Annotated in this window: 15 protein-coding genes and 3 pseudogenes; 5 read left to right on the top strand and 13 right to left on the bottom strand. The window is 72.6% G+C overall.

Translation table 11 applies throughout. The features are described from left to right. Window positions 1-41 precede the first annotated feature (41 nt). Window positions 42-1022: an aldo/keto reductase gene (locus tag BN3794_RS01985; protein WP_066092581.1), complete on the bottom strand. Its 981-nt coding sequence runs from the start codon at window positions 1020-1022 to the stop codon at window positions 42-44. A 350-nt stretch (window positions 1023-1372) separates the two neighbouring features. Between BN3794_RS01985 and BN3794_RS01980 the strand changes: the two genes are divergently transcribed. Continuing rightward, window positions 1373-1954, top strand: coding sequence for a manganese efflux pump MntP (locus BN3794_RS01980; RefSeq protein ID WP_066092578.1), 582 nt, complete (start codon window positions 1373-1375; stop codon window positions 1952-1954). Window positions 1955-1969: 15 nt separating this feature from the next. On the opposite strand, the gene BN3794_RS01975 is transcribed toward BN3794_RS01980, so the two are convergent. Beyond that, a complete protein-coding gene (locus BN3794_RS01975) occupies window positions 1970-5422 on the bottom strand; it encodes a hybrid sensor histidine kinase/response regulator (RefSeq protein WP_066092575.1) in 3453 nt (1150 codons plus the stop codon). 53 nt (window positions 5423-5475) lie between these two features. After that, window positions 5476-7626, bottom strand: a complete 2151-nt coding sequence (locus BN3794_RS01970; RefSeq protein ID WP_066092571.1) for a S46 family peptidase — start codon at window positions 7624-7626, stop codon at window positions 5476-5478. A 246-nt stretch (window positions 7627-7872) separates the two neighbouring features. Between BN3794_RS01970 and BN3794_RS01965 the strand changes: the two genes are divergently transcribed. Further along, window positions 7873-9405, top strand: a complete 1533-nt coding sequence (locus BN3794_RS01965; protein WP_066092568.1) for an EAL domain-containing protein — start codon at window positions 7873-7875, stop codon at window positions 9403-9405. Between the two features lie 17 nt (window positions 9406-9422). Here the strand turns inward: BN3794_RS01965 and BN3794_RS17020 are convergent. The 4 genes and pseudogenes from BN3794_RS17020 to glyQ form a co-directional block, all read right to left on the bottom strand. After that, a pseudogene (locus BN3794_RS17020) lies at window positions 9423-13396 on the bottom strand (translocation/assembly module TamB domain-containing protein). After that, window positions 13393-15168: an autotransporter assembly complex protein TamA gene (locus BN3794_RS01950; protein WP_066092563.1), complete on the bottom strand. Its 1776-nt coding sequence runs from the start codon at window positions 15166-15168 to the stop codon at window positions 13393-13395. Before BN3794_RS01950 ends, BN3794_RS17020 begins: the two are co-directional and overlap by 4 nt. 98 nt (window positions 15169-15266) lie before the next feature. Then, window positions 15267-17345: a glycine--tRNA ligase subunit beta gene (gene glyS, locus BN3794_RS01945; RefSeq protein WP_425476687.1), complete on the bottom strand. Its 2079-nt coding sequence runs from the start codon at window positions 17343-17345 to the stop codon at window positions 15267-15269. A gap of 20 nt (window positions 17346-17365) precedes the next feature. Then, on the bottom strand, window positions 17366-18328 hold the full coding sequence (gene glyQ, locus BN3794_RS01940) for a glycine--tRNA ligase subunit alpha (protein WP_066092556.1): 963 nt from the start codon (window positions 18326-18328) through the stop codon (window positions 17366-17368). Between the two features lie 78 nt (window positions 18329-18406). On the opposite strand from glyQ, the gene BN3794_RS01935 reads away from it, so the two are divergent. The 3 genes from BN3794_RS01935 (at window position 18407) to BN3794_RS01925 (ending at window position 21957) form a co-directional block, all read left to right on the top strand. Next, complete coding sequence (locus tag BN3794_RS01935; RefSeq protein WP_066092553.1) at window positions 18407-20233, top strand: GspE/PulE family protein; 1827 nt, start codon at window positions 18407-18409, stop codon at window positions 20231-20233. Then, on the top strand, window positions 20230-20985 hold the full coding sequence (locus BN3794_RS01930) for a glutamine amidotransferase (protein WP_066092550.1): 756 nt from the start codon (window positions 20230-20232) through the stop codon (window positions 20983-20985). Before BN3794_RS01935 ends, BN3794_RS01930 begins: the two co-directional genes overlap by 4 nt. 72 nt (window positions 20986-21057) lie before the next feature. Next, window positions 21058-21957 carry a BPSS1780 family membrane protein gene (locus BN3794_RS01925; RefSeq protein ID WP_066092547.1) on the top strand — a complete coding sequence of 300 codons (900 nt, stop codon included), beginning with the start codon at window positions 21058-21060 and terminating at the stop codon, window positions 21955-21957. 219 nt (window positions 21958-22176) lie between these two features. Here the strand turns inward: BN3794_RS01925 and BN3794_RS16205 are convergent. From BN3794_RS16205 to BN3794_RS01905, 6 genes and pseudogenes are all read right to left on the bottom strand, one after another. After that, window positions 22177-22302, bottom strand: a pseudogene (locus tag BN3794_RS16205) (twin-arginine translocase subunit TatC); the annotation flags it as partial. A gap of 58 nt (window positions 22303-22360) precedes the next feature. Further along, window positions 22361-22492: pseudogene (locus tag BN3794_RS16200) on the bottom strand (twin-arginine translocase subunit TatC); the annotation flags it as partial. A 210-nt stretch (window positions 22493-22702) separates the two neighbouring features. Then, entirely contained in the window at window positions 22703-23464 is a 762-nt protein-coding gene (gene tatC / locus BN3794_RS01920; RefSeq protein ID WP_425476686.1) for a twin-arginine translocase subunit TatC, read from the bottom strand. A gap of 2 nt (window positions 23465-23466) precedes the next feature. Further along, window positions 23467-23901 (bottom strand): Sec-independent protein translocase protein TatB, encoded by a 435-nt coding sequence (gene tatB, locus BN3794_RS01915; protein ID WP_066092541.1) that lies wholly within the window; start codon window positions 23899-23901, stop codon window positions 23467-23469. Window positions 23902-23913: 12 nt separating this feature from the next. Beyond that, window positions 23914-24147: a Sec-independent protein translocase subunit TatA gene (gene tatA, locus BN3794_RS01910; RefSeq protein ID WP_066092539.1), complete on the bottom strand. Its 234-nt coding sequence runs from the start codon at window positions 24145-24147 to the stop codon at window positions 23914-23916. 92 nt (window positions 24148-24239) lie between these two features. After that, window positions 24240-25121, bottom strand: coding sequence for a lipid-binding SYLF domain-containing protein (locus BN3794_RS01905; protein ID WP_066092536.1), 882 nt, complete (start codon window positions 25119-25121; stop codon window positions 24240-24242). Window positions 25122-25141 lie beyond the last annotated feature (20 nt).

The following is a 25141-nucleotide window of genomic DNA, read 5'->3' as shown; positions in this document are numbered from 1 at the left end:
TACCTCTGCAGGAAAGATGGAAGGGAAGGCGCTCGCGCGCCTCAGGCCGGCGGCGCCATGAAGGCCGGCGACAACGGCTGCGGCACGCAACGCGCGAGGATGGCGTCGATGCGGGCCAGGGCCTGCGCATCCAGGTGCCAGCCGTCGACCTCGGCCACCGCATCGAGCTGTTCGGGCCGGCGCGCGCCCCACAGGGCGACGGTGCGGCCCTGCTCGAGCACCCAGCGCACCGCCAGCGCCAGCACCGGCTTGCCGTAGCGGGCGCGGGCGAAGGCCGCCAGTTCGTCCACCGCCTCCAGGTAGTGCGGCAGGTGCTCGGGCTGGAACTTGGGATCGACCTGGCGCAGGTCGTCGCCGCCGAAGTGCGTATCGGCGCGGATGCGCCCGCTCAGCAGGCCACGGCACAACGCGCCGTAGCACAGCAGCACCTGGCCGTGGGCGCGCGCCCAGGGCAGCACGTCGGCCTCGATCTGCCGCTCGAACAGGTTGTAGGGCGGCTGCACCGCCGCCAGCGGCGCGACCGCGGCAAAGGCCTGCATCTGCGCCACGGAGAAGTTGCTCACGCCGATGGCGCGGATCTTGCCGGCCTGGCGGAACTGCTCGAGCGCGCGGGCGGTGTCCTCGAGCGGCGTGTGCGGGTCCGGCCAGTGGATCTGGTACAGGTCGATGACGTCGGTGCGCAGGCGCCGCAACGAATCCTCCAGCTCCTGGCGCAACCGCGCCGGGCTGCTGTCGCGATAGGGCTTGCCGTCGCGGAAGGAGATCCCGGCCTTGGTGGCGATGACCACGCCCGCGCGACGGCCGTCCTCGGCCAGGGCGCGGCCGACGATCTCCTCGGCATGGCCCTGGCCATAGGCCGGTGCGGTGTCGATCAGGGTGATGCCGCGTTCCAGCGCGGCGTGGATGGTGGCGATGGAACGCGCGTCGTCGCTGCCGCCCCACATCCACCCGCCGATGGCCCAGGTACCCAGGCCGATGCGCGAACTGGCGATGCCATCCGCGCCCCATTGGATCTGTTCCATGCAGGCCTCCTCACGAACCGGAGCGGGGCAGGATGCGCCCGCGGCCGGCAAGAGACGATGAAGCAGCGCCGGGCGCGGTGCGCTTCATAGTCGTGGCTATGAAGGATGAAGCGGCCTTCGCGTTTGATTCGAAACGGTTTTTTCGGCTTCCGCGCTGCTAGACTCCACGCCCCTGCTTGGGGAGTAGCCTGCTTCCACGACGGAAGCGCCCGCGTCAACATGCCCGGCCGATGCGCCGTGGTGCGGGCAGCCAGATCCGGCCGGCGAGACCAGCGGACCGCGTGCGCCACGATGCCGGGCGCGCATGCGGGCCGTCGTCCGTCCCCCGCCCGGGTCCGTTGGCCACCGCAATGACGCCTCTTTCCATCCTGATGCTCGGCTTCGCCATGTCCACCGACGCCTTCGCGGCGGCGATCGGCAAGGGCGCCGGGCTGCACCGGCCGCGGCTGCGCGATGCGCTGCGCGCCGGCGCGATCTTCGGCAGCATCGAGGCCCTCACCCCGGTGGTCGGCTGGCTGATCGGCCGCCTGGCCGCCGGCTACGTGCAGGCGGTGGACCACTGGATCGCCTTCTTCCTGCTGCTCTCGCTCGGCCTGCACATGATCGCCGGCGGCCTGCGCGGCGGCGGCACGGCGCCCGAGCCTGCGCCGCCACCGGCGCACCGGCAGGGCTTCTGGGGCCTGGCGATGACCGGGCTGGCCACCAGCATCGACGCGATGGCGGTGGGCGCGGGCCTGGCCTTCGTCAACGTGGACATCGGCGTGGTGGCGCTGGCCACCGGCCTGTGCACCCTGGTGATGGTCACCCTGGGCGTGATGATCGGCCGCCTGGTCGGGGCGATGGTCGGCCACCGCGCCGAGATCCTTGGCGGGGCGATCCTGATCCTGGTCGGCTCGGTGATCCTGTACGAGCACCTGCACGGCGCGGCCTGACCGGCGCGGCGAGGTTCAGCCGGCCGCGCCGCGCGGCACGTGGAAGGCGGTGAGGAAGGCGCGCAGCGAGGCCGGCTTCACCGGCTTGGTCAGGATCCGGTAGCCGCGCTGGCGCGCCTGCTGCTTGAGCTCGTCGCGGCCGTCGGCGGTGAGCAGCGCGCCGGGCACCGGCTCGGGCAGCGCCTGGCGCAGCAGGTCCAGCGTGTCCAGCCCATCCAGGCGGTCGTGCAGGTGGTAGTCCACCAGCAGCACGTCCGGGCGTTCGGCGATCTTCTCCAGCGCATGGTCCACCGAGGTGGCGGTGATCACCTCCACCTGCCAGCGTCCCAGCAGCGCGCGCATGCCTTCCAGGATCTCGTGGTCGTTGTCCACGCACAGCACGCGCAGCCCGGCCAGCGACTCGCCGCCGGCCACCGGCCGGGTCCGCCGCACCGCCTGCACCTGCGCGGCGGCCGGCGTGGCCACCGTCGGCACGACGATGGAGAACATGCTGCCCTTGCCGACCTGGCTGCGCGCGTTGAGGTCGTGGCCGAGCACCCCGGAGATGCGCTGGCAGATCGACAGGCCCAGGCCCAGGCCCTGCTCGCCCCAGTCGAACGGCTGCTGGTAGCGCTGGAACTCGTCGAAGATCTGGCGCATGTGGTGCTCGGGGATGCCCGGGCCGGTATCCCACACCTGCAGCTCGATGCGGTCGCCGCGCCCGCGCATGCCCAGCACGATGCGGCCGCTGCGCGTGTAGCGCAGCGCGTTGGCCATGAAGTTCTGCAGCACCCGGCGCAGCAGGCGCCGGTCGCTGTGCACCCATACCGGGCGCGCGTGCACGTGCAGCTGCAGGCCGCGCGCGGCCGCCACCGGCGCGTACTGCGCGCCCAGCTCGCGCAGCACCGCGCCGGCGTCGAAGTCGCTCAGTTCCGGGCGCAGGCCGCCGGCGTCCAGCCGCGACACGTCGAGCAGGCCGTCGAGCAGCTCCTCCGCCGCGCGCAGCGAGGCGTCCACGCGCTCGGCCAGGTGGCGCTGCTGCTCGTCGCCCTGGCTGCTCTCGCGCAGCGCCGAGGCGAACAGGCGCGCGGCGTTGAGCGGCTGCAGCACGTCGTGGCTGATCGCGGCCAGGAACCGGGTCTTGGACTGCTGGGCGATCTCGGCCTCGCGGGTACGGTCGGCCACGCGCTGTTCCAGGTTCTCGTTGGCCTCGCGCAGCGCGCGCTCGACGTGCTTGAACTCGGTGACGTCGTTGTAGCTGGTCACGTAGCCGCCGCCGGGCAGCGCCTGGCCGCGCATCTCGATCACCTTGCCGTCGCTGCGGGTGCGCTCGAACACGTGCGGGGTGCCGGCGCGCATGTGGTTGATGCGGCGGTTGATCTGCTCCTCGACGTCGCCCTCGCCGAGTTCGCCGCGTTCGGCGTTGTAGCGGATCAGGTCGGCCACCGGACGGCCGACGTAGAGCATACCGTCGGGGTAGCCGAACATCTGCTGGTAGCGGCGGTTCCACGCGGTCAGGCGCATCTCCGGATCGACCACGCTGACCCCGGCGCTGATGTTCTCCAGCGTGGTGGAGAGGATCTCGCGGTTGAAGCGCAGCTCCTGGCCGGCCTCGTCGAGCACCGCCACCACCTCGCCCAGGTCCATGCCCGAGCCGCGCAGCAGGCTGGTCAGCACCAGCCGCGCCGAGGCCGCGCCGATCGAGGCGGCGAGCAGGCGCTCGGTGAACTGCACCCAGGCGCGGTCGGCCACCGCGCCGGTCTGCAGGTCGCGGCCGAGCAGGTGCGCCTGCTCGCTGAAGGCACGGTAGGCATGGCGGTCGCCGACCACGCGTTCGGCCAGGGTCAGCAGGTCGGCCACGCGCACGTGGCCGGGCCACTCGCCGGCCACCGCCGGGCGCTGCGCATACGGATCCAGGAACGGCGTGGCGCGCAGGCGCTCGTCCACGCTCGGGCGCCAGCGCGCCGAGACGACCATCATCGCCCCGGTGTTGAGCAGCAGCGACCAGAACGTGCCGTGGGTCAACGGGTCCCAGCCGTTCATGCCGAACAGCTGCTGCGGGCGCAGCCAGGCGAAGCCGAACGGCCCGTCCTGCAGCCACTGGCCCGGCAGCCAGCCCGACAGGGTCAGCGCCGGCAGCAGCAGGGTGTAGGCCCAGGCCACGAAGCCCAGCGCCAGGCCGGCCTCCACGCCGCGACGGCTGGCCCCGCGCCAGTACAGCCCGCCGATCACCGCCGGCGCGAACTGCGCCACCGCGGCGAAGGCCATCAGCCCGTAGGAGGCCAGCGAGCTGTCCCCGCGCGAGCTGCGGTAGTAGCCGTAGGACACCAGCGCCAGGGCGAAGATCGCCAGGCGGCGGATCCACAGCACCTTGGGCGCCACCGCCGGCGCGGTGGCGCCGTGGCGGTCGCCGCGCAGCAGCAACGGCATGGCCAGGTCGTTGCTGACCATCGTCGCCAGCGCGATCGAGGACACGATGACCATGCCGGTGGCGGCGGAGAAGCCGCCCACGTAGACCACCAGCGCCAGCAGGTTCTGGCCCTCGGCCATCGGCAGGGCCAGCACCATCGCATCGTTGGCGACCGCGCCGGAGGCGCCGAAGCGGGCCAGGCCGGCGACCGCCAGCGGCACCACCGCCACCGAGATCAGCACCAGGTACAGCCCGAACAGCCAGCGCGCGCGGCGCACGTCGCCGACGTCGCCGCACTCGACCACCGCCACCTGGAACTGGCGCGGCAGGCAGACGATGGCCAGGAAGCTCAGCAGCGTCTGCGCCAGCAGCCCCATCGCCGGGGTGTTGTCGATCAGCGCGCCGGTGGCGGCGATCACGTCGATGTGGCGCGCGTCCAGCCACAGCCAGGCGAACAGGCCCACCGCCAGCATCGCGCCGAGCTTGACCAGCGATTCCAGGGCGATGGCCAGCATCATCCCGCGGTGGTGCTCGGTGGCATCGACCTGGCGGGTGCCGAACGCGGCGGCGAAGGTAGCCATCAGCATCGCCACGTAGAAGGCCGGATCGCTCCAGAACCCGGCGCCGCCGCCACGCCCGCTGAGCACCTCCACGCTCATCGCCACGGCCTTGTACTGCAGCGCCAGGTACGGCACCAGCCCGACCAGCGCCAGCAGCGCGACCAGCGCCGCCAGGCGCTGCGAGCGGCCGTAGCGAGAGGAGATGAAATCGGCGATGGACACCGTGTTCTGGCTGCGCGCGATCAGCGCCAGGCGCTCGATGATGCGCCAGCCGAACAGCATCATCAGCAGCGGCCCGACGTAGATGGGCAGGTAGCCGATGCCGTTGCGCAGCGCGGTGCCGACCGCGCCGTAGAAGGTCCACGAGGAGCAGTACACCGCCAGCGCCAGGCTGTACACCGCCGGGCGCAGCCACGGCCGCTCCGGGTACAGCGGACGCCGGTCGCCCCACCACGCCACGCCGAACAGCAGCGCCGCGTAGCACAGCGAAACCGCGAACAGCAGCCAGCTCGACAGCAAGGGACGCCTCCTCCCGGGACCTGGGGCAGTTTAGGGCCGCGCGCGCCCGGGAATCAGGATTCGGGCAAACCCATCTCGCGCAGCAGCGCCGGCGCCGGGTACACCTTGGCCAGCAGCCAGCGCAGGTAGCGCATGTCCACGTGGATGGCGCGCTTGGTGCGCGGGTCGTACCACCAGCTGGCGCTGACCGACTCCCAGTTGCTGTCGAAGTTCAGGCCGATCAGCTCGCCGCGGGCGTTGAGCACCGGCGAGCCGGAGTTGCCGCCGGTGGTGTCCAGGTTGGTGAGGAAGTCCACCGTCTGGGTCTTCAGCTGCGGGTCGGCGGTACTGCCGAAGTCGCCCCTGGCGATGGCCTCCAGCAGCGGCTTGGGCGCATCGAACGGCACCTGCCCGGTGTTCTTCTCGACGATGCCGGCCACCGTGGTCACCGGCGCGTAGGCCACCGCATCGCGCGGGGCCAGCGGCTCGACCCGGCCGTAGCTGACCCGCAGGGTGCCGTTGGCGTCCGGATACAGCGCCCGGCCCTGTCTGGCACGCCACGCGAACAGCGCGCGCATGTAGGCCGGGCGCAGGCGCAGCAGCTCGCCATCGCGGGCCTTGCGCTCGTCCTCCAGGCGCAGCTGCGCCGGCACCAGCGTGGCGGCCAGCGCGACCAGCGGGTCGGCGGCCAGCGGCTTGCCCTCGCGCGCGGCGGCGAAGCGCGACAGGCGCTCGCTTTCCTCGCCGAGTTTCGTGCCGGCATACAGCGCGTCCAGTGCGGCGGCCAGCTGTGCCGGGGTGCGGCCGAAGGCGGCGTCGAACTCGGGCACGCGCTGGGCGTCGGGCAGCTGCTGGTAGCGGGCGAGCAGATCGGCCAGCAGCGCCTTCTCCACCTGCGGCGCGTAGCGGCGCTGGGCCTGCTTCAGCCGCCCCTCGATCAGCGCCAGGTCGCGCTGCTGGTAGCCGCTCTCGCGCGCGGCATCGGGTTTGGCCGACTCGATGCGCAGCCGCTCCAGGGTCAGCGCCGCGCCGAACAGCTGGGTCTGGCCGGCGGCCAGTGCCAGCAGCAGGTCGCGGTCGCTGGTCGCGGCGGCGGCATCGAGCACCGCGTGCAACTCGGCGATCGCCTCGGCATCGGCACCGTGCGTGGCCGCCAGCATCGCCGCCTCGTCCTGCCCGCGCAGGCGCACCGCGTCGCTGCGCTGCAGGCCTTCCAGCTCGCCGGCGGCGCGCTTGCGGTTGTTCTTCAGCGACTGCAGCTGCGAGGCGTAGCGGGTCTTCGCATCGGGATCGGCCTGGCCCTGGGCCTCGATCACGGCGATCAGCGCATCGAAGGTGGCCACCCGCGTGGGCAGCACGTGGCCGACCTGGCGGGCGAACTCGCCTGCGGTGCGGTGGCGGTAGGTGGTGCCGGGATAGCCGGCCAGCATCGCGTAGTCGCCGGTCTTCGGCCCGTCCAGCGCGACCTGCAGGTGCGCCGGCGGCTGGTAGGGCACGTTGTCCGGGCTGTACGGCGCCGGCTTGCCGTCCTTGCCGACGTAGGCGCGCAGCAGGGTGAAGTCGCCGGCGTGGCGCGGCCACATGAAGTTGTCGATCTCGTCGCCGTAGTTGCCGATCGCGCGCGGCGGCGCGTAGACCAGGCGCACGTCCTTCAGCTCGAGCTGGGCGATGCGGTAGAAGTCGCTGCCGTAGTACATGTCGGCCACGCTGCAGCGCACCTGCCCGCCGGCCTCGCACTCGGCGACGATGCGCTTGCTGGCCGCCTCCACCGCATCGAAGTAGGCGCGCCCGGTCTTGCCGCGCGCATCCGCGAGCACCTCGTCGGTGACCTTGTCGAAGCCGACCGTGACCAGCACGCGGAAATCCGGGTTGGCCGCGCGCTCGTCGGCGCGGTCCTTGGCCACGAAGCCGCCGTCGATCAGGTTTTCCTTCGCGTTCGAGTTGTACTGGATCACGCCGAAGGCGACGTGGTGGTTGGTCAGCAGCAGGCCGTCGGCCGAGACGAACACGCCGGTGCCGCCGCCGACCTTGACCACCGCGCTCAGCGGCGGGCGGGTGACGTCCGACAGCGCCGCCGGGTCGCCGGCGAAACCGGCCTGGCGCAGCGCCGCGGCGATCTGCGGCAGCTGGGTGGGCATCCACATGCCCTCGTCGGCGCGGGCATCGGCGGCGGCGAAGGTCGCGGCCAGGGCGAGGGCGGCGGAGAGGCGGCTCGGCGGGGTCATGGCGGTCCTGCGGCACGGGGAAACGAGGCGGCGACGTTAGCGGCCCGGTCCGGATCGCGCAATGCGCGCACGGCGCGGCGGCCCGCGCGCGTCCACGCAGCGACAACGACGGCGGGCGCATGCTGCGCGCGCTTCGCCCGGCGCGCGCACGGGCGATCCATGGCCGCGCGGCCCTGGCCGGTCGCGTTCCGCCCGGCGCGCGGCCCCTGCCGTATTCCCCCCCGTCGCGCCGAAAGCCCTCTCCCCATGTACAACGATCAAGCTCGCCGGTGCCGCGCCCGTTTCGTGTTGCCGGCACTGGTGCTGGCCGGCATCCTCGCCGCGCTGGCCTGGGCGCAGTGGATGCTCGACCACCGCCAGCAGGCGCGCCTGCAGGACTACGCACAGCGCCTGCTGGCACGCGCCGACGCCGTGTCCGGCGAGGAGCAGCGCACCCTGCGGCAGCTGCAGCGCCCGGGCCAGCCGGCCTGCTCGCCGGCCGATCTGGACGAACTGCGGTTCCGCCTCTACCAGGCCCGCTACCTGCGCGACGTCGGGCGGCTGCGCGACGGCGCGCTGGCATGCACCGCGATGTGGGGGCGGCTGGCACAGCCGTGGCCGCTGCCGCCGCCGGACCACGCGGCCGCCGGCCGGCGCATCTGGAAATCGGTGGTCAACATCGGCGACGATCCGCGCATCGTCACCGACCTGACCGCCTCGGGCGCGGCCCTGGTCAGCACCGCGCCGCTGGTGTTCGAGGACTTCGCCCATCCGGGTGCGGGCCTGGCGGCCACGCTGCTGACGCGCGACGGCCGCCACGTCTACCACCGCTTCGCCGACACCGCCGCGCGCACGCACTGGCACGACCTGCCCGGTGCCGAGCACCTGCACCTGTGCAGCGACCGCCACGACCTGTGCGTGGCAGCGAGCATCCGTAGGCCGCTGGCCCTGGCCTTCGCCCCGCTGCTGGCCATCACCCTGGCGCTGATCGGCGCGCTGGCCGGTGCCGGCGTCGGCCTCGGCCTGGCGGCCTGGCACCGGCGCCGGCATTCCCTGCCGCGGCAACTGCGCCGCGCATTGGCCGATGCCGGCGGCGCGCTCGAGTTGCGCTACCAGCCGCTGCGCCGGCTCGGCGACCGGCGCCTGGTCGGCGTGGAGGCGCTGTCGCGCTGGCACGACGAGGACGGCCACGCGGTCGCCCCGGAGGTGTTCGTGCCGCTGGCCGAGCGGATGGGCCTGGCCGGGCGGCTGTCGCGTCGGATCGTGCAGCGGGCGCTGGCGGAGCTGGGCCCGCGCCTGCGCGACGACAGCGGCTTCTACGTCAGCGTCAACCTGACCGCCGCGGACGTGCTCGACGAGGGCTTCCACCGCTTCCTGGACGAGCAGGCCGCGCGCCACGGCGTGCTCCCGCCGCGCCTGGTGCTGGAGATCACCGAGCGCTCCACCGCCGGCCACGGCGCACTGGCGGCGGCGATCCGGCGCCTGCGCGCGCGCGGCTACCGCTTCTACATCGACGACTTCGGCACCGGCTATTCCTCGCTGGCCTACCTGGCCGACCTGCCGGTGGACGCGATCAAGATCGATCGCATGTTCACCGGCGCGCTGGGTACCGGCGCGCCGATGGAGCAGATCTTCGCCCCGCTGTGCGAGCTGGCGCGGCGGCTGGACGTCGCCCTGGTGGTGGAGGGCATCGAGCACGAACCGCAGGCCGCGCACGTGCTGCGCCTGGCCCCGGAGGCACTGGGACAGGGCTGGCTGCTGGGCCGGCCGGTGCCGGCGCGCGACCTGCCGCCGGCCTGAGCCGGCGGCCGTCCGGCCTATTTCTCGCGGCGCCAGTTGATCGAGCCGCGGTTCTCCACCGAGCTCGATTCCACCTCGATGTCGAAGCCGCGGCTGAGCAGGTACTTCAGCGTCAGCACCGAACCGGAGCCCACCAGCGATACGCCGTAGCCGACGTACAGCTTGGGGGTGAGGTACTTGCCGAAGCCGACCACCGAGCCCACCGAGCGCGACTGGCTCACCCCGGCCTCGTCCAGGCCGAGCTTGGCGCCGATCTCCGAGGCGAGCAGGCCGCTGCCGGCCGACAGCGCCGCCGAGGCCGCGCTGACCTGTTCGGACTCGCTGTCCGAGGCGCTGGACAGGCTGCGCCCCAGCACCAGGTAGGACATCGCCTCGGACTGGGACATGCTCGGGTTGGACCAGACGCTGGCATGCGGCGCCATCGCCCGGCCGGTGACGTCGATGCCGGCGGTGACGTCGGCGATCTGGCGCTCGGCACGCATGTTGATGCGCGGGTCGGAGACGATGTTGTTGCTCCAGGTCAGCTGGCCGCGGGTGATGGTCAGGTCCTGGCCGTAGGCCTTGTAGCGCCCGCTCACGTCCAGGTTGCCGGTGGCGGTGGTCTCGTAGCCCGGGCGCGAGCGCACCTGGATCTGCCCGGTCAGCCCGCCCTTCAGGCCGAAGCCGGTGAGCTTGACGTCCTTGCCCAGCGCCACCGCCAGGTCCATGTCCAGCGGCGAGGACGGCTCCTCCTGCGGGTTGGCCGGGTCGAGCACCACCACGTCCGGGGACACCGAGGTGCCGCGGTCCAGGCGCTCCAGGTCGATGTCCGCCTCCGGCACGGTGACCTTGCCGCGCAGGCGCATGGTGCGCTCGACGATGCCGAACTGCAGGTCCGGGTTGGCCACCGCGCGCAGCTCGGTGGTGTTGGATACCAGCACGTTCTGGCCGGTGATGTTCAGCTGCAGCGGCGTGGCCTGCCCGTACCAGGACAGGCCGCCGTCGATGTTCAGCGTACCCTCGCCGGACTTGAGCGAGCCGTCGATGCGCGCCGAGCCATCCGGCTGCGCCAGCAGCCGCGCCTTGCCGTCGGTCACGGTCAGGCCCAGCGACGGGAAGTCGCCGGTGAAGCCGCTCAGCGTGGCCTCGCCGCCCAGGCGCGGCTGCGCGCGCGTGCCGGCCAGGCTGACGTGGCCCTCGATCAGGCCCTGCGGGCGCACCAGGTCTGGCGAGAACAGCTCCAGCCAGTACAGCCGCGAGCTGTTCATGTACAGCTGGCCGGTCAGCGGCGCGGCAGCATCCCAACCAGTGTCGACGGTGGCGTCGACGAAACCATTGCCCTGGAAGCCGACGCCGAGCTTGCCGTGGATGTGCCGCGGGTCGAGCTGGGCATCCAGGCTGAAGTGGTCGTAGCGCACCACCTCGCCGCGGGTGTTGTCGCCCATGCGCACGCCGCCTTCCATCGACGCCGCGCGCAGGTGGCCGGTGTAGGCGCTGCCGGCCGGGCGCAGCTCGCCGTCCAGGGTCAGCTCGCCGCGCAGGTAGATCTGGCGGCCGTCGCTGCTGGCCAGCCACGGCTGCGCCAGGGCACGCGCTGGCAGGGCGAGGTGGCGAGCCTGGACCTGGCGCCATCCAAGGGCGCGGCCTGGGCGCTGCGCGCGCCGGGGCGCTTCGTCCTCGACGGCGACCGTTTCAGCCTCACCGACACCTGCCTGGGCGCGGCCACCGGCGGGGCGCTGTGCGCCAGCGCCGACTGGCCGGCCAGGGCGTCGCCGCGCACGACGACGCCCTTGGCCGGCCAGTCGGCGCTGGCGCACAGCGCCCCGCCGGTGGCCGCGCCCAGGCAGGTGTCGGTGAGGCTGAAACGGTCGCCGTCGAGGACGAAGCGCCCCGGCGCGCGCAGCGCCCAGGCCGCGCCCTTGGATGGCGCCAGGTCCAGGCTCGCCACCTCGCCCTGCCAGCGCGTGCCCTGGCGGCGCAGCTGCGCGGACAGGGCCACCGAGCCCAGGTCGGCGGCGACGCGGCCCTGCAGGCGCAGGTCCTCCACCGCACCGTGCGCCTGCACGTCCACGTGGCTGATCGCGGTGCCGGCGACGATGTCGCTGCCGGCCAGCTCCAGCGCGCCGCCGCTGCCGCGCCACGGCAGACGCCCGCGCAGCGACAGCTGCCCGGCCTTCCAGTCGTTCCAGGCCAGGCCGCTGCCGGCCAGGTCGGCGATCAGCTCCGGCGCGTCCTGCGCACCGCGCACCTGTATGTCGCCGCGCAGGCTGCCGGACGCGCCCGGCAGCAGGTCGGCCAGGTCCAGCGGCCGCAGGTGCGCGGCCAGGTCCAGGCGCGCGCCGACACTGCCCTTGACGCTGGCGCGGCTGCCGCCCAGCGCCAGCTCCAGCGCACCTTCGCCCTGGTCCACCTTCCAGGCGAAATCGCCGTGGGCGTCGAGGCGGCGCCCGCGCAGCTGGCCGGCCAGGCGCGGCAACGCCACCTGGGCCACGTAGCCGCCGGGCGTGCCGTCGGCGGCGGCCGGCTGCTGCTGCCCGCGCGAGGCCAGGTGGCCGGACAGGCGCCCGTCCCAGCCCGGCGCGAAATAGCCGGGGTCGAAGCGGTCCAGGTCGGCGGCCAGGTCCCAGTCCAGCACCGGCGACCAGGCCACCTGGCCGCTGGCCTGCAGCGAGCCGCCGGGCATGTCCGCGCGCAGCGCGTGGATGCGCGCGCCCTCGCCATTGCCGCGCACGTCGAATTCGAGCTTGGCCTGTTCCTGCTCGCGCTCCACGGCGGCGTGGCCGACCGCGGCCCAGGCGTCGAGGCGGCCTGCCACGCCCAGGCGCGCGTCGTGCACGACCACCGGCACCGGGGCCTGCTGCGGCGTGGCCGGGTCCGGACGGGCGGCGAAGCGCAGGCCGTCGGCGTTGATCGCGAACTGGAAACGGGTGTTCTCCGGGTCGCTGAAGTCGGCCTCGCCGCGCAGGCTGGCCTGGCCGTCGAAGGCGCGCAGCTGCAGCGGCGCCACCGTCAGCACCTGGTCGCGGATGGCGATGCGCGAGGGATCGAGCACCAGCTCGGTCCCGCCCTGGCTCACCCGCCCGTGCAGCTGGGCGTCGCCGCCGGTGCCGCTGGCCTGCAGGTCCAGCGCGACGGGGGCCAGCGTGCTGCCGGGGATCAGCAGCGTCGGGTCCAGCGCCTCGGTGGCGGCCTTGAAGGTCCACGTCGGCGTGTCGCCGCCGACCAGGCCGAGGGTGGCCTTGAGCGGCTGCGGCGCGCGCCCGGCCACGGCCACCTCCATCCGGTCCAGGTCGCCGCGGGCGACCAGGCCGAAGCGGGCCGGGCTGGTGCCGCGCGGCGCCGGCAGCACCGCGGTGGCGGTCAGGTCGGCGCGATAGTTGCGCCGCGGCAGGTAATCGCCGTGGACCTGGAAGTGGCCCAGGTCGGTCTGCGCGTCCACGCCCTTGGCGTGCAGCTCGCCGTCGGCCAGCTCGACGCCGCCGCGCAGCCGCGCGATGGCGATCACCGGCTTGCCGGCCTGGCTGACCTTCACGTCGTCCACGACGACGGTGTCGGCCTGGATCGCCAGCGGCACGCTGATCTGCGGCAGCGATCCCGGCCAGGTCGGCAGGGTGAACGGCTCCTCGCTCTTGGGCACGTCCAGGGTGGCGCCTTCCAGCTCCAGCCGGTCCACGCGCAGCTTGCGTCCCAGCAGCGGGCGGATGTCCGGGTCCAGCAGCACGCGGCGGGCGGTGAAGTGGATCTTGTCGTAGCGGAATTCCACCCCGCGCAGGGTCAGCGGCCCGGCCAGCGGGCCGTCGGCCTGCTCCCAGGTGAACACCGAGCCCGCCGGCAGGCGCGCGACCACCTGCGCCAGCAGCACGTCGCGCCCGGCCACGGTCTGCAGCAGCCAGTACAGCAGCACCAGCACCAGCAGCACCGCGCCCAGCACCGCCAGGCCCGAACCGATCCAGAAGCCGCGGCGCCGGTAGAAGCGCGCGCGCCGGGCGACGGGGGGGACGGGCGCGCTCACAGGTTCGCTCCGATGTTGATGTACAGCTGGAACTGCGAGTCCGGATGGTTCAGGCCGTGGCCGATGTCCACGCGCACCGGCCCCACCGGCGACTTGTAGCGGATGCCGAAGCCCACGCCGGTCTGCCAGTCGGGACGGTCGTCGAAGGCGCTGCCGCTGTCGACGAACACCGCCGCGCCCAGCGGCCCGCCCTTGAAGTAGTGCTCGTATTCCACGCTGCCGGTGAACACGTGCTTGGCGCCCTCGGCGTAGCGTTCGGGCGGCGCGGTACGCGGGCCGACCTCGCGGAAGGCGTAGCCGCGCACGCTGTTGTCGCCGCCGGCGAAGAACCGCAGGCTCGGCGGCAGCGACACCAGGTCGCCGGTCAGGGTGGTGCCGGCCTCGCCGCGCAGGATCAGCCGGCCGTTATCGCCGGCGGCCAGGAACCAGCGCAGCGTGCCCTGCACCTGCAGGAAGCTGGCATCCGAGCCGACGCCCTTGGTGCCGCCGCGCAGGGTCATGTCGGCGGCGATGCCGTGGCGCGGGAACATGCGGTCGTCCACCGCCGCGTAGTTGGCCGACAGCTGCGGGTAGACCAGCGTGGCGGTGCTGTACTGGCTGCCGTAGACGTCGTTGTGGGCATAGCGCCAGCGCTCGCGCAGCGCGTTGAGCGAGGCCACCGCGGTCCAGTGGTCGTTGATCTGGCCGCTGCGGCTGGCCACCAGCTTGAAGTTGCGCAGGTCGATGTACTTGGTCTGCTCGTCGTAGGCGCGCGCGGCGAAGGTGTACCAGCCGTCCAGCCACAGGAACGCGGGGATGCGGTAGCTGGTGGTCAGGCTCTTGCGCTTGTCGGCGTAGTCGAGCTGGGTGTCGACCTTGTGCCCGCGCGTGTTGATGTAGCGCCGCTCCACGCCGCCGCGCACGCCGGGCCCGCTCTCGCTGCCGTAGCTCAGGCCGGCGGTGTAGATGCTGCGCTTGGCGCGGGTCAGCTTGACGTCGATCGGCACCCGGCCCTGGTCGTCGGCCTCGTCGGGCTTGGGCTGGATGTCGATCGCGCCGAAGTAGTCGAGCTTGGTCAGCGACTCGCGCAGCCGGTCCAGCTTGCCCTCGTGGTAGTAGCTGCCCTCGTCCCAGTACACCAGCGGATCGAACAGGCCCGGCCGGAAGTAGTCGTAGTCGAAGCGCACCGGGCCCATGTCGTAGCGCCGGCCGCTGTCCCAGCCCAGGTCGATGTCGGCGGCATGCTCGGCGCGGGTGATCTCCACCTTGCGCTGGGTGAAATCGGCGTCGAAGTAGCCGCGCTCGGCCAGGCGGCGGGTGATGGTGACCTTGCTGGCCTCGTAGGTGGCGTGGTCGAAGGTCTCGCCGACGGCGGGCTTGAACGCCTTCAGGTCGTCCTGGATGTAGCTGTCCTCGGTGGCCCAGCCTTCCATGGTGATGTGCGAGTTGCGCACCCGCACCGGCTCGCCCTTGTCCACGTGCACCACCACGGTGAGGTGGTCGTCGCTGCGTGGCGCCTCCACGGTGACGGTGGGGTTGTAGTAGCCGAACGGCTCCAGCGCCTGCGCGGTCTGGCGCTGCGCCTGGCTGAGCATGTACTCCAGGCGCGATTCGCCCTGGGGCTTGCCCACCGCGTCGTACAGCGACAGCGACACCTCGATGTTCTCGATGATGGCCGCGTCATCGTCCGAATCGAGCCCTTCGATCCGCACCTTGTCGATGGTGGCACGGGCATGGGCGACGCCGGCACACAGGCTCAGCACGAGGGCGAGGGCGATCGGGAAAGCACGCATGCGGGTCAGGATAACGGTGCGGCACGTGAAACCGCCAACGACACGGCGGCCGCGGCACCGCGCCGGACCCGCCGTGGCAACCACGGCGGGTCCGCGGATCAGGCCGAAAGCTGGTCGATCGCCGCCACCGCGCCGAGGCGGTCGCCCAGGCGCTTGAGCAGGGCCAGGCGGTTGCCGCGCACCGCCGCGTCGTCGGCGTTGACCAGCACCTGCTCGAAGAACGCATCCACCTGCGGCCGCAGCCGCGCCAGGTAGGCCAGCGCCTCGACATAGTCGCGCCGCGCCAGCGCCGCGCCGGTCTCGGTGATGGCCGCCTCCACCGACTCGGCCAGCTCGGCCTCGGCCGGTTCGACCAGCAGCGCCGGATCGACCTGGCCGGGGATCGCGCCGTCGGCCTTGCGCAGGATGTTGCGGATGCGCTTGTTGGCCGCCGCCAGCGCCGCCGCCTCGGGCAGCTGGGCGAAGGTGCCGATCGCGTCCAGGCGCCGGTCGAAGTCGTACAGCGAGTGCAGGCCCTGCTCCTTCATCGCCTCGGCCACCGCGTTGAAGTGCGTGGCCGGCACGCCCTTGTCGGCGTAGTAGCCCTTCAGGCGATCGAGGATGAACTCGTAAAGGTCGGCCACGTCCGCCTGGACCTTCCTGCCGGCCAGGCCCTGGTTGGCCTGCGCCAGTGCCGCTTCCAGGTCCAGCTCGAAGCCCGACTCGATGATCGTGCGCGCCAGCCCCAGCGCGGCGCGGCGCAGCGCGAACGGATCCTTGTTGCCGGTCGGCTTCAGCCCCGCGGCGAAGCCGCCGGCCAGCGTGTCCAGGCGCTCGGCGATCGCCAGCACCTTGCCGGTGGCCGAGTCGGCGATGTCGTCGCCGGCGAAGCGCGGCCGGTAGGCCTCGTCGATCGCCAGCGCGACCTCGGCCGGCTCGCCCGCGGCGGCCGCATAGTGGCGCCCGGCGATGCCCTGCAGCTCGGGGAACTCGTTGACCATGCGCGACTGCAGGTCGTTCTTGGCCAGTTCCGCCGCGCGCACCGCCAGCGCCACGTCGGCGCCGACCTGCGGCGCGATCGCCTCGGCCAGTGCCTTCACCCGCGCGACCTTGTCGGCCACGCTGCCCAGCCTGGCCTGGTAGGTCACGCTGGCCAGGCCCTCGCCCATCGCCGCCAGGCCCTGCTTGAGGTCCTCGTCGAAGAAGAAGCGCGCGTCGGCGAAGCGCGGGCGGATCACCCGCTCGTAGCCGCGCCGCACCTGCGCCGGGTCGCGCGAGTCGATGTTGGCGATGCCGACGAAGTGCTCGGTCAGGCGGTTGGCCTCGTCCAGCACCGGGAAGAACTTCTGGTTGATCTCCATGGTCTCGATCAGCGCTTCCTGCGGCACCGCCAGGAAGTCCGGCTCGAAGCCGCACAGCACGCCGACCGGCCACTCCACCAGGTCCACGACCTGGCCGAGGTTGTCCTCGGTGATGCGCGCGGTGCCGCCGGCCCGCGCGGCCGCGTCCTGCACCTCGCGCACGATGCGCGCGCGGCGCGCCTGCGGGTCGACCAGCACGAAGGCGGCCTCCAGCGCGGCGACGTAGTCGCCCGGCGCGGCCAGGGTCACCGCCTGCGGGTGCATGAAGCGGTGGCCGCGGCTGTCGCGCCCGGCCTGGACGCCGAGCAGCCCGGCCGGCACCACCTGGTCGCCGAACAGCAGCACCAGCCAGTGCACCGGGCGGGCGAAGGCGTAGTCGTGGTCGCCCCAGCGCATCGGCTTGGGGATCGGCATCGCCGCGATCGCCTCGGCCACCACCTCGGCCAGCAGCAGCTCGGTGCGCACGCCCGGCTTGAGCGAGCGGTGCACGAAGCGCTCGCCGCGGGCGTCGCGGGTACGCTCCAGCGCGGTCCAGTCCACGCCGGCCTTGGCGGCGAAGCCGGCCAGCGCGCGCGTGGGCTGGCCAGCGTCGTCCAGGGCGATGTTCACGTAGGGACCGAGCACCTCGACGGCCTGCTCGGGCTGTTCCACGCCCACCCCCGGCAGCAGCACCGCCAGCCGGCGCGGCGTGGACAGCGGCCTGGCGTCGCCATGCTCGACGGCGATGCCGCGCTTCTCCAGCCCGGCCACGATGCCCTCGAAGAAGGCCCGCGCCAGGCCCGGCAGTGCCTTGACCGGCAGTTCCTCGGTGCCCAGCTCGACCAGCAGCGGCTGCATGCGCACGTTCTCGTTCGACATCACGCGTTCTCCTTCGCGTCCAGCGCGGGGAGGCCGAGTGCGGCGCGCCTTGCGGGATCTTTCAGTCCGGGGAAGCCCAGCTTCTCGCGCTGGGCGAAGTAGGCCTTGGCCACTGCCTGCGCCATCGCGCGCACGCGCAGGATGTAGCGCTGGCGCTCGGTCACCGAGATGGCGCGGCGCGCGTCGAGCAGGTTGAAGCTGTGGCTGGCCTTGGTGACCTGCTCGTAGGCCGGCAGCGGCAGACCCGCCTCGACCAGCTTCATCGCCTCGGCCTCGCACACGTCGAACCAGTGCAGCAGCTCGGGCACGTTGGCGTATTCGAAGTTGTAGGCGCTCTGCTCGACCTCGTTCTGGTGGTAGACGTCGCCGTAGCTCACCGGCGTGCCGTCCGGACCGTAGGTCCATACCAGGTCGTAGACGTTGTCGCATTCCTGCAGGTACATGCACAGCCGCTCCAGGCCGTAGGTCACCTCGCCGAGCACCGGCTTGCACTCCAGCCCGCCGGCCTGCTGGAAGTAGGTGAACTGGGTCACCTCCATGCCGTTGAGCCACACCTCCCAGCCCAGGCCCCAGGCGCCGAGCGTAGGCGATTCCCAGTTGTCCTCGACGAAGCGCAGGTCGTGCACCAGCGGATCGATCCCCAGTGCCTGCAGCGAGCCCAGGTACAGCTCCTGCAGGTTGTCCGGGTTGGGCTTCATCGCCACCTGGTACTGGTAGTAGCGCTGCAGGCGGTTGGGGTTGTCGCCGTAGCGGCCGTCGGTGGGGCGGCGCGAGGGCTGCACGTAGGCGGCGGCCCACGGCTCCGGGCCGAGCGCGCGCAGGAACGTGGCCGGGTGGAAGGTGCCCGCGCCGACCTCCAGGTCCAGCGGCTGGATCAACACGCAGCCCTGCCGGGCCCAGTACTGGTTGAGGGTCAGGATCAGGTCCTGGAAGGTCAGGACCCGCGAAGCGGTGGCGGACATGCGGCACGGCCGTTGCGATGGGGTGGGCTAGTATAACGACCGGTTTTGCGGGGAGCCCCGCGCGGGGCGAACGGACGAATGCACCAGGGCCAGGCCAATTCCACCGCGGCAGTGGCGGCGCCGTTGCCGCCGGGCCGGCTGCACTACGCCCAGATCGCCGCCGCGCTGCTGGCCGACGGCATGGTGCTGGCCGCCGACGCCGAGCGCATCGCCACCTCCGCCGGGCTGCACGGCAGCGCCGGGGCGGCGCGCGGGGCCGGCGAGGTCCACCCGCTGGTGCTGCTGTCCAACCTCAAGCTCCGGGCCGGCCAGCCGCCGGCCGGCGAGCTGGGCCTGGAGCGGCTGACCGAGTGGCTGGCCACCCGCGTCGGGGTGCGCTACCTGCGCATCGACCCGACCCGGGTGGACGTGGCCGCGGTCACCGCCATCGTCTCCCAGGCCTATGCGCGCCGCCACCGCATCCTGCCGCTGGCGGTGGACGCCGAGCGCGTGCTGGTGGCCACCAGCGAGCCGCTGGCGCTGGACTGGCGCGCCGACCTGCAGCACCTCACGCGCCGGCGCGTGGAGGTGGCGATGGTCAGCCCGCTGGACCTGGGCCGGTACACGATGGAGTTCTTCGGCGTCACCCGCTCGGTGCGCGGCGCGCGCGACGGCCAGGTGACCCAGGGCAGCGGCCTGCCCAGCTTCGAGCAGCTGGTGGAACTGGGCCGCACCGGCGACGTCAACGCCGACGACCACCACATCGTCCACATCGTCGACTGGCTGCTGCAGTACGCCTACGAGCAGCGCGCCTCGGACATCCACCTGGAGCCGCGGCGCGGGTCCGGGCGCGTGCGCTTCCGCATCGACGGGGTGCTGCACAAGGTGTTCGAGGTGCCGTCGGCGGTGATGACCGCCATCGTCAGCCGCATCAAGGTGCTCGGGCGCATGGACCTGGCCGAGCGCCGCCGGCCGCAGGACGGGCGCATCAAGACCCGCTCGCCGGGCGGGCGCGAGGTGGAGATGCGCCTGTCGACCATGCCCATCGCCTTCGGCGAGAAGTGCGTGATGCGCATCTTCGACCCGGACACCGCGTTCAAGGGCATCGACCAGCTCGGCTTCAGCCCCGAGGAGGCCGCCGGCTGGAACGCGCTGGTGGAACGCCCGGACGGCATCGTGCTGGTCACCGGCCCGACCGGCTCGGGCAAGACCACCACGCTGTATTCCACGCTCAAGCGCCTGGCCACGCCGGACGTGAACGTGTGCACGGTCGAGGACCCGATCGAGATGATCGCCCCGGAGCTGAACCAGATGCAGGTCCAGCACAACATCGACCTGGACTTCGCCACCGGCGTGCGCACCCTGCTGCGCCAGGACCCGGACATCATCATGATCGGCGAGATCCGCGACCTGGAGACCGCGCAGATGGCGGTGCAGGCCTCGCTCACCGGCCACCTGGTGCTGTCCACCCTGCACACCAACGATGCGCCCTCGGCGATCACCCGCCTGCTCGACCTGGGCGTGCCCCACTATCTGGTGGCCAGCACCCTGACCGGGGTGCTGGCCCAGCGCCTGGTGCGTACGCTGTGCCCCCATTGCAAGCGCCCGCACGTGCTCGGCCAGGCCGACTGGGCGCAGCTGGGTGATGACGATGAGGCATTGCCTGATAACCCCACGCCCTATGCACCAGTGGGTTGCCTGGAGTGCCGGCGCACCGGCTACCTGGGCCGCATCGGCCTGTACGAGCTGCTGCCACTGGGTCCGCGGCTGCGCGCGATGGTCCAGCCGGCCATGGATCTGGCCGCCTTCACCCGGGCCGCGCGCGCCGAGGGCATGCGCACGCTGCGCCGCACCGGCCTTGAAAAGGTGGCCGCCGGGCTGACTACAATCGAGGAAGTCCTGTCGGTGCTGCCGTCGCTGGAATGAACCCTTCCCCGTTCCTGATCCTGGAAACCGGGCAACCCCTGCCGCAGGTGAAGCGCTATGGCCGCTTCCCCCACTGGATCCGCGTGGCCGCCGGCCTGGAGCCGGCCGAGGCGGTATCGGTCAACGTCGAAGCCGGCGAGGCGCTGCCGCCGCGCCAGCACTACGCCGGGGTGATCGTCACCGGCTCGGCCGCCTACGTCACCGACCGCGCCGACTGGAGCGAGCGCTCGGCCGCCTGGCTGCGCGAGGCCGCCCATGCCGGCACCCCACTGCTGGGCATCTGCTACGGCCACCAGTTGCTGGCGCACGCGCTCGGCGGCCAGGTGGACTACAACCCGGCCGGGCGCGAGTCGGGCACGATCGAGCTGGAACTGGAGCCGCCGGCGTTCGAGGACCCGTTGTTCTCGGGGATGCCGCAGCGCTTCCCGGCCCACGCCACCCACATGCAGACGGTGCTGCGCGCGCCCGACGGCGCCACCGTGCTGGCCCACTCGCTGCAGGACCAGTGCCATGCCTTCCGCTGGGGCGAATCCGCCTGGGGCGTGCAGTTCCATCCCGAGTTCGCCACCCACCACATCCGCGGCTACGTCAGCGCCCGCGCCGACTGCCTGCAGCGCGAGGGCCGCTGCGCGCGCACCATCGCCCGCGAGGTCACCGCCGCGCCGCTGGCCCGGCGCCTGCTGCGCCGCTTCGTGCGCCACGCCCGCGACCTGCAGCCGGCCGCCGGACAGGACCGGGGAAAACGGCGATAATCGCCCGGCGCCGGGACACCGGCGGCGTCCTCCGCACCACTTCCAGGCAAGGGCCTCCGGCCCGGGGAACCGATGAGCGAGATACACAAGGTGCCGGCCTCGGCCGGCGCGGAATGGCTGATCGCAGGCTTTTCGCTGCTCAAGCGCGCGCCGCTGGGGCTGGGCGGGCTGGGCCTGATCTGGGGCGTGGTCGTCTCGGTGGTGATGTCCCTGTCGCTGCTGGTGCCGGCGCTGGGCACGGTGCTGCAGTTGCTGGTGGTGGTCGCCGGCCCGCTGTTCATGGGCGGGCTGCTGTGGGCGGTGCGCGAGGTCGACCAGGGCCGCGCGGCGCGGTCGGCGCACCTGCTGGAAGGCGTGCAGGAAGGCCGCGCGCCGCACCTGCTGGTAACCCTGCTGCCGCAGGTGGTGGCGGGCCTGATCCTGGGCGCGCTGCTGCTGCTGTTGCTGGGCACCACCGGCCTGCACCAGCTCGGCGAGGTGATGGTGCGCATGAACGAGATCAGCCAGTCCGGCCAGCAACCCGACCCGGCGGTGATCGAGGCGCTGGTCGCGGAACTGCCGGCCGGGCGCATCCTGCTGTGGCTGCTGCTGTGCGTGGTCACCCTGGCGGCGATCTCGCTGGCGATGTTCGTGATGCCGCCGCAGGTGATGTTCCAGCGCATGGGCGGCTGGCGTGCGCTGCGCCACAGCCTCAACGCCTGCCTGCACAACCTGCCGGCGATGCTGGTGTTCCTGGTGCTGGCGGTGATCGCGATGATGGCGATCTACTTCGCGGTGATGCTGGTGGCCATGGTGTTCACCCTGGTCGGCGGCCAGGTGGCCGGCATGTGGATCGCGCAGTTGCTGATGACCGCGGTGACCATGCCGGTGTTCGCCGGCGCGGTCTACACCGCCTGGAAGCAGATGGTCGGCCCGGCCGCGGCCGCGGTGCCCGGCGGCGACACGCCCCGGGACGGCGTCATCGCCGCCTGAGATCCCGAACCGGAAGCGGCGCACCGCTTCCGGCCACGCCCTCTCCCCGCGCAGGCGCAGGCGGGTCCGGAGCCTCCGGGCAGGGGCCCGGGCCGGCATCGCGTGCGCAGGTCCGTGGCCGCCGGACCGCGCCCCCCGCGGGATCGCCCCCGCCGGCGCGGCAGCCCCGCGCGGCAAGCCCGGCGCTACTTGCCGCTGGCCGCCGCGCCGGTCCCGGCCTGGCGCGGCAAGTAGCCAGCGCACGGCGTGGATGCCCAGCTCGTAGAGCAGGCACATCGGGACGGCCATCAGTTGCGAGACCATGTCCGGCGGTGTGATCACCTCCGCCAGGATGAAGATGCCCAGGCAACCGGCGCGGCAGCCCCCGCGCGGCAAACCCGGCACTACTTGCCGCGCCGGTCCCGGCCTGGCGCGGCAGCAGCCAGCGCACGGCGTGGATGCCCAGCTCGTAGAGCAGGCACATCGGGATGGCCCGCATCAGCTGCGAGACCATGTCCGGCGGAGTGATCACCTCAGCCAGGATGAAGATGCCCAGGCAACCGGCGCGGCAGCCCCGCGCGGCAAACCCGGCACTACTTGCCGCGCCGGTCCCGGCCCGGTGCGGCAGCAGCCAGCGCGCGGCGTGGATGCCCAGCTCGTAGAGCAGGCACATCGAGACGGCCATCAGTTGCGAGACCACGTCCGGCAGGGTGATCACCGCCGCCAGGATGAAGATGCCCAGGCGGCCGGCGCGGCAAACCCGGCGCTACTTGCCGCCGGCTGCCGCGCCGCTCCCGGCCTGGCGCGGCAGCAGCCAGCGCGCGGCGTGGATGCCCAGCTCGTAGAGCAGGCACATCGGGATGGCCAGCATCAGCTGCGAGACCACGTCCGGCGGGGTGATCACCGCCGCCAGGATGAAGATGCCCACGACCGCGTAGCCGCGTCCTTCCCGGAGCTGGGCCGGGGTCACCCAGCCGAGCAGGGTCAGGATCACCAGCGCCACCGGCAGCTCGAAGCTGGAACCGAAGGCGAAGAAGATCACCATGACGAAGTCCAGGTACGAGGCCGCGTCCGGGGTGATCGCGATCACGTCCGGCTTGAACGTGGTCAGGAAATGGAAGACCGACGGCAGCACCAGGAAGTAGGCGAAGGCGCAGCCGACGTAGAACAGCAGCACCGCCGAAACCAGCAGCGGCAGCGCCATGCGCTTCTCGCGCGCGTACAGCCCGGGCGCGACGAAGGCCCAAATCTGGTAGAGCAGCCACGGCACCGAGATGAACAGGGCGGCGAAGAAGGTCAGCTTGAGCGGCGCGAAGAAGGCGCCGGCGGGATTGACCGCGATCATCGTCTGCCCGGCGGGCAGCTGCGAGATCAGCGGCCCGGCCAGCCACGCGTAGATCTTCTTGGAAAACGGCAGCAGCACCACCAGCACCACCAGCAGCCCGGCCAGCGCACGCACCAGGCGCGCGCGCAGTTCCACCAGGTGCTCGATCAGGCTGCCTTCACCGTCGGGGTTGCCGTCGATCACGCTCACCGGTGCTCCTGCGCGGCGGGCGCGTGGGCCGGTGGCGGGGCGGCCTCGCCGACCGGCGGCGTCGTGGCGGCGGCAGGCACGGTGGCCGCAGGACCAGCGGCGGCCGGCGGGACCGGCGCTTCCGCTTCCGGCTCGATCCCCTCGCGCACGCTGTGGGCCAGCGCCTGGCCTTCATCGCGCAACTGGCGGTGGCCCTCCTGCAGCTTGGTCTCCACCTGCTGCAGCGAGGCGCGGGCCTCCTCCAGCTCGCGCTTGAGCTCCTCGGCCTGCAGTTCGCGCTCCAGCTCCTGCTTCACCGAATCCCACTGCGCGCGCGCGCGGCGCACCCACAGGCCGGCGAACCGCGCCGCCTTGGGCAGGCGCTCGGGACCGAGCACCACCAGGGCCACCACGGCGATGACCAGCAGCTCGCTGAAGCCGATGTCGAACACGCCCGCCCCGGATCAGCGCGGATCGCGCTCGTGGTCGGCCGGGGTGGACTCGCGCGCCTGCGGCTGGGCATCGCGCGAGGCATCGCCCAGCTGGCCGGCCGGCTTGTCGTCCTCGTGCATGCCCTTCTTGAATTCCTTGACGGCGCTGCCCAGGTCCTTCATGCCGCCGGTCAGGCGCTTGGTGCCGAAGATCAGCAGCACGATGGCCAGCACGATCAGCCAGTGCCAGATGCTAAAACCGCCCATAAGCGTTCTCGATGGATGGAGAGTCGGAACGCCGAGGATACCGCAGCCGGCGCCGGGCGTTGCCCGTTTTCGTGCGCCGGCTGCGCGGCGATTCAGGGCTTGCCGTCGTCCAGCACTTCGGTGCGCACGCTGTCGTCGCTGACCGGCTGGAAGCCCTGCTGCGACTGCGCCGGCGCCTGGCCCATCGGCACCGCGGTGGCCTCGGCGGGCGCCGGCGCGGCGGGCGCGGGGCCGGCCGGCGCGGCCGGACGCGGGGCGGGCGCCGCGCCGGCGGTGCCGCGGTTCTGCCGCGCGGCATAGGTGGATTCCTCGAGGCGGTCGCGGAAGCCGACCACGTCGCTGGACGGGGGCGTCTTCAGCCGCCCCTCGAAGATCATGCGCGGGGTGACGTCGTCGCCGTACACGGCCATGTCGGCCTCGTCGTCGATCTGCAGCGCGGCCCCGTCCAGGGCGACGCCGGCGAACAGCCCGCGCGCGCGCGACCACGACCAGATCTCGGCCTTGAGCTGGCCGTCGGTGGCCGCGGCGGCCTGGCGCCCGACCGGGCCGGCCGCCACCCCGGCGTCGGCGCCCAGGGTGAACTTGCCGTTGACGATGTTGTCCAGGCTGCGGTCGTTGCGGAACACCAGCACCACGTCGGAGGACTGCACCCCGGCCTGGAAGCCGATGCTGGCCCCGGTGAGCTTGACGAACACCGGGTTGGACCAGCTGCCGTCGGCGTTCTTGATCGACATCAGGCCGTGGCCGCGGCGCCCGCCGATCACCAGCCCGGCCTTGAGCGTGTCGGGGATCACCACCACCGCGCGGCCCTCGTCGAGCAGCTTGTCGGGGATCGCCTGCTCGGGGATCGACTGGATCTCGCTGAGCACGCGGGTGGCATTGCGGGCGCGCTCGTCCTCCTGCGGGCCGGCCACGGCGTGGCCGGCGACGGCGGCAAGGGCGAGCGACAGGGCGAGACGCGGCGACAGGCGCATGTGGTGAAGACTCCCAAGGT

Source organism: Xanthomonas massiliensis (assembly GCF_900018785.1).
In the GTDB taxonomy this organism is placed as follows: Bacteria; Pseudomonadota; Gammaproteobacteria; order Xanthomonadales; family Xanthomonadaceae; genus Xanthomonas_B; species Xanthomonas_B massiliensis.
This window is presented reverse-complemented; position numbering and strand designations above follow the sequence as displayed.